This is a genomic window from Caballeronia sp., assembly GCF_028292365.1.
Taxonomy (GTDB): domain Bacteria; phylum Pseudomonadota; class Gammaproteobacteria; order Burkholderiales; family Burkholderiaceae; genus Caballeronia.
Window position 1 is genome coordinate 1 of record NZ_JAQGMM010000150.1, and the last position, 5,329, is coordinate 5,329.

Below are 5,329 nucleotides of genomic sequence, written 5' to 3' on the forward strand. Positions count from 1 at the left end.
CCCTAATAAAATGCACAAACAAAGGGATAAATCGCACCTGCATCGACTCAATGCAAATTTTCTTTACTCAAAAAAATTCAATGTGTACACTCGATATAGGTTCATTTAACAGGCTCGGCTGAACGACACTCGGCGAGCGCCAGACATGGAGAGATCATCATGAGCAAACCCCGTATTGCAATCATTGGCGCGGGCCTTGGCGGAACAGCAGCAGCAGCGCTGATGCAGCGCGCCGGTTATTCGGTTCGCCTGTACGAGCAGGCTCCTGCGTTTTCGCGTCTCGGCGCGGGCATTCATCTCGGTCCCAATGTGATGAAGATCATGCGTCGCATGGATTGCGAAGACGCGCTGAACGTCATGGGTTCGCACCCGGACTACTGGTACAGCCGTGACTGGAAAACGGGCGAAGCCATTGCGCAGATTCCGCTGGGCGATTTCGCGCTGAAAGAATATGGCGCGTCGTATCTGACGGTGCATCGCGGTGACTTTCATGAGCTGATGACCGGAGCGGTCGCGCCCGGCACCATCGAATTCAATAAGTGCCTGAGCGGGATTGAAGAGTTGGATAACGAAGTGCGGCTGACGTTTGCCGACGGTAGCGTCGAGACCGCGGATATCGTGATTGGCGCGGACGGCGTGAACTCGAAGATCCGCGACCACTTGCTCGGCGCGGAACCGCCGCGTTACACGGGTTATGTTGCGCATCGCGCGGTATTTCCGGCGTCGCTGCTGGGCACCGATCCTTTCGATCTGTGTGTAAAGTGGTGGTCGGAAGATCGTCACATGATGGTGTATTACGTGACGTCCAAGCGCGATGAAATCTACTACGTGACCGGCGTTCCGCAGGCTGAGTGGCCGGCAGGGCAGTCGGTTGCGCCCAGCAGCCGCGACGAAATGCGCGAGGCGTTCGCGGGCTATCATCCGTCGGTGCAGAAGCTGATCGACGCCACGCCCGAAGTCACGAAGTGGCCGCTGCTGGAACGCGATCCGCTGCCGTTGTGGAGCCGCGGCCGCCTGGTGTTGCTCGGCGACGCATGTCATCCGATGAAACCGCATATGGCGCAGGGCGCGGCCATGGCGATTGAAGATGCAGCCATGCTGACGCGCTGCCTGGATGAAGTCGGGGCGACCGATTACGCCGGAGCGTTCGCGTTGTATGAAGCGAATCGGGCGGAGCGTGCGTCGAAGGTACAACTGGTCTCGCACAACAACACGTGGCTGCGCACGAACGAAGATCCGGCATGGGTGTTCGCTTACGACGTGTTCAACGAGCCCCTGAAGTCGCCGTCGGCCAAGCAGGCAACAACGGCTGCCGCCTGATGTTCCGACCCGGCCGCCGCGGTAGTGCCCGGATGCAGTATCTGGATGTGCTGTCTGGATACATTGCCGCGCGCGGTCTTGATTCGATGACTAGAAGATGAGCGTGTCTGCTTCCGCCACACCGGTTTCCGGACCGTTGACGCTGACTGTCAACGGCAGCACTCGCACGGTCGACGTGACCCGCGACACCCCCCTGCTTTACGTGCTGCGCAACGACTTTGAACTGAACGGTCCGAAGTACGGTTGCGGTCTCGGCCAGTGCGGTGCGTGCACGGTGCTGCTGGACGGCGGCCCGGCGCGCTCATGCGTCGTGCCGGTTGCGGCAGCTATTGGACGCGAGACGCTCACGCTGGAAGGGCTTGGAACGCTGGGCGCGCTGCATCCGATCCAGCGGGCTTTTATCGATGAACAAGCAGCGCAATGCGGTTACTGCCTCAACGGCATGATCATGAGCACGAAGGCGCTGCTCGATCGCAATCCCGAGCCCGATGACGACGATATCCGCGACGCGCTGCGCTTCAACTTGTGCCGTTGCGGCACGCACATTGAAATCATGAAGGCAGTGCATCGCGCGGCCGAGTATCTGAAACGCGAAGAAAAACGCTGATTCATTGGACCTCATGTAATGGACGCCCTGTAATGGACCCGACGTAATGGACGCCGTGCACGAAGGTAGTTCTGGCGGACCCGTGCTGATGCCCGAGTCGATGCTTCACGCATGCGTGCTGGGCGAAGCAGACGCTGCGTTACTCGCGTCTGCACGACAGTTGAGCGTGGAAGCAGGCGTGCGCTGGGTGGTCGCGGGAAACGTGGCCGCGTTTGTGGCTGAGCGTTTCGAGCAGGCGCGCGATGCCGCTTGCCAACTGGTGTTGTCGACTCATCCGCAGCGTGCCGGCGAGACCAACTCTTTGCCTGCGCAACACTCGGGCTTGCAGCAGGAAGCGCATTACACATGGCCGATTCCGGCGCACAGGTTGGTGCCTTGCGAGGCCATTGCATGTAACGATGCCAATCGTATCGCGGTCTGGAGCAATGCACCCGAGACTGCGGATCTGCGGGCGAACCTGGCCGCTGTCACGGGCCTGCCGCCCGAGCGCTTTGCGTTGCATTCGTTCGACGCACACGGCGTACCCTATGACCAGGCCGATCCACTGATCGCCACGCATGCCGCGCTCGCTGCGGTTGTCTTGATGGCGGAGACGGGCCGGTCGATGTGCGTTGGCGGTTATATGGCGGTGTCTCACGTCAAGGAGGCAGCGGTTTCTGTCGCCGCGTCGCTGGATGGCGAAGGCGCGCTGCTCGACTGGCGCTATATGGCGCGAACGCCGGGTTTGACAGGCGGCGAGGCAGTCGCGCAAGATCCGGGTCCGTATGCTTTGCCTCACGCCACGTCGCTTGTAGACGATCCCGCCGCGCTGATTCCAGGCTCGGCACATACCTTTGCACGCGAGTCCTTCGTCGATGAAATCGCGCGCGACAATCATCGCGATCCGGTTTCGTTTCGTCTCGATCACCTCGATCCGGTTGAGCATGGCGGCGCGCGGGAATTGATCGACACGGTGGCGCAGCGGGCAGCGTGGAACGCCTTTAGCAAAACTCGCAAGACGCGGCGCGCGGACAACGAAGTCGCGCATGGCCGCGGTTTCGCGTTCGACGAACACAATGCGGCATCCGGCGATAACCCCAACCCGACGCCCGACTACTCAGCGTGGATCGTCGATCTCGATGTGAACCGCCTGACCGGCGATGTCGCGCTCAAGCGGGTGGTGGCGGGGCGGGCAAGCGGACGCCGCAGGATTGGCCGGTTGAATGGCGTGCCGGCCCGGCAGATCGCTGCTGCCGCGTCGCGTGCCCTCGGTCTGCAACTCACTGCACGACCCTCGCACGACGAGACGCCGGGCGCGCAAGCCGTATCGCATGAACTTATGCCCGCATCGGCTGCGGCAAGCGAAGTCGCTACGCAGACCGCTGCCGGCGATCGTCTGGAAATCGATGTCTCGCCGGCGGCGGCGGCTATTGCCAATGCGCTTTACGATGCAACCGGCGTGCGTTTTCGAGCGCCACCGTTCACACCGGAGCGTGTGCTTGCCGCGCTTGGCGGCACCGGGGCATCAGAAGCCGCGAACGGCACGATCGGCAACGCACCGCGACGCGCAAAACGCTCACTGTGGACCGCGCTCGCTGCCGGCGGTGTAGGCAGCCTCATCGGGCTGGCCTGCACGCTGTGGCCCCTGCGTGCATCGATAGACCCTATCGCCCGACCCGCTGCATCGACATGGTCTGACGCCACCATCGCTCGCGGTCGCCAGATTGCGGAGTTCGGAGATTGCGCGGTCTGCCATACGGCGCCCGGCGGCGTGGTGAATGCCGGCGGCCTTGGTCTTGAAACGCCTTTTGGCATGGTCTACACGACCAATCTCACGCCCGATCCGAAGACGGGCATCGGCAACTGGTCGTTCGCCGCATTTGACCGGGCGATGCGCCAAGGCATTTCACGCGACGGTCATCATCTATATCCCGCGTTCCCTTACACCGCGTTCACGAAGATGAGCGAGGCCGACATGACTGCGCTGTACGCGTATTTGATGTCGCGGCCGGCGGTTGAAAATTCGCCGCCGGTCACACGCTTGCCGTTTCCGCTGAATCAGCGCGCGCTGGTCGCTGGATGGAACGCACTCTATCTGAAGCAGGGCGAGTTCAAGCCCGACCCAACGCGCTCGGCGATATGGAATCGCGGCGCGTATCTCGTGGATGGCGCCGGGCATTGCAGCGCGTGCCATTCGCCGCGCAATGCATTCGGGGCGGAGAAGGGCGGGCGTTTGTACCTGACGGGCGGCAGCGCAGAAGGCTGGGTGGCGCCGTCGCTCGTTGCCAATTCGAAAGCACCGGTGCGCTGGACCGAGCAGGCGCTGTATGACTATCTCAAGACCGGTTTCTCGCATGAGCATGGCGTCGCGGCCGGCCCAATGGCGCCGGTTGTCGCAAGCTTGTCGACGCTGCCGGCAGAGGACGTGCGCGCGATGGCGCACTACGTGGCGTCGCTGTCGCCGCAGCCGCTCGAAATTCCGTTGTCGAAGCCCGCGCACGACGCCGCCGCAGACGCCGTAACCTTGCAAGGACTCGACAGCGGCCGGCGGATCTTTGAAGGCGCATGCGCGGTCTGTCATGCCGCGACCGGCGGTGTTGGCAACTTCGGGGTGCGTCCGCTGCTTTCGCTGAACACCAGCGTTAGCGAAGCCACGCCCGATAACCTGCTGAACGTCATCCAGAATGGCATTGATGCCCCCGCAACCGACGCGCTCGGTTACATGCCGGGCTTCAAGGATTCGTTCGATGACCGTCAGATAGCCGATCTCGTGTCGTATATCCGCGCTACGTTCGCACCGGATGAAGCGTCGTGGAAAGACCTGGCTCAGGCGTCGGCGCGAATCAGGAAACACGTGCATTAGCGGCCAGCCGAATGTAGCTCCGGCTCCTTTGACGAATGGCGCCACCCGCTGCGTGCGAGCACCTGTCCCCATTTCACCCTTCCCGACATTCGAACTATCATGACGCCTTCGAAGCTTCCTTCCGGTTCATCGCAAGCTGCACAGGACGCCGTGTCCCGCTATGAGGTGTCGGAGCAGATCGGGCATCTTCTTCGCAAAGCCTATCAGCGTCATCTCGCCATCTTCAGTCAGACCATCGACGACCCTCAACTGACTGCCGTGCAGTTTGCGGTATTGAGCGCCAGCCGAAGGCTCGGGCCGTCTTCAATGAGCGACCTGGGCAAGGCGACCGCGATAGATGCGGCCACTGTACGCGGCATAATTGAACGTCTGAGGGTACGCGAGCTCATTGAGCTGCAAACCAATCCCGACGACCGCAGGAAGGTGACGGTGCAACTGACGCGGGCGGGCGAAACCCTGGTCGAACAGATTACGCCCACCGCCTTGCGTATTAGTGAGCTGACCATGAGTGAACTCAATGAAGCGGAGCGTGTGGCCGTGCTGTATTTACTGCGCAAGCT

The 5,329-nt window shown here is 61.9% G+C and carries 4 protein-coding genes; all 4 read left to right on the forward strand.

Annotated elements, in window-relative coordinates; all coding sequences use genetic code 11:
* The first annotated feature begins 159 nt into the window (after positions 1-159).
* Positions 160-1,320: an FAD-dependent monooxygenase gene (locus JWR14_RS09160; protein ID WP_299704820.1), complete on the forward strand. Its 1,161-nt coding sequence runs from the start codon at positions 160-162 to the stop codon at positions 1,318-1,320.
* A gap of 103 nt (positions 1,321-1,423) precedes the next feature.
* Entirely contained in the window at positions 1,424-1,927 is a 504-nt protein-coding gene (locus JWR14_RS09165; protein ID WP_299704823.1) for a (2Fe-2S)-binding protein, read from the forward strand.
* Between the two features lie 46 nt (positions 1,928-1,973).
* Positions 1,974-4,769 (forward strand): c-type cytochrome, encoded by a 2,796-nt coding sequence (locus JWR14_RS09170; RefSeq protein ID WP_299704826.1) that lies wholly within the window; start codon positions 1,974-1,976, stop codon positions 4,767-4,769.
* Between the two features lie 99 nt (positions 4,770-4,868).
* A partial coding sequence (locus JWR14_RS09175; RefSeq protein WP_299704830.1) for a MarR family winged helix-turn-helix transcriptional regulator occupies positions 4,869-5,329 on the forward strand: 461 nt, incomplete at its 3' end.

Bases quoted from the DNA above. Each gene is read 5' to 3' on its own strand.
- JWR14_RS09160 (WP_299704820.1), top strand. From the start codon at position 160: ATGAGCAAACCCCGTATTGCAATCATTGGCGCGGGCCTTGGCGGAACA.
- JWR14_RS09170 (WP_299704826.1), top strand. From the start codon at position 1,974: ATGGACGCCGTGCACGAAGGTAGTTCTGGCGGACCCGTGCTGATGCCC.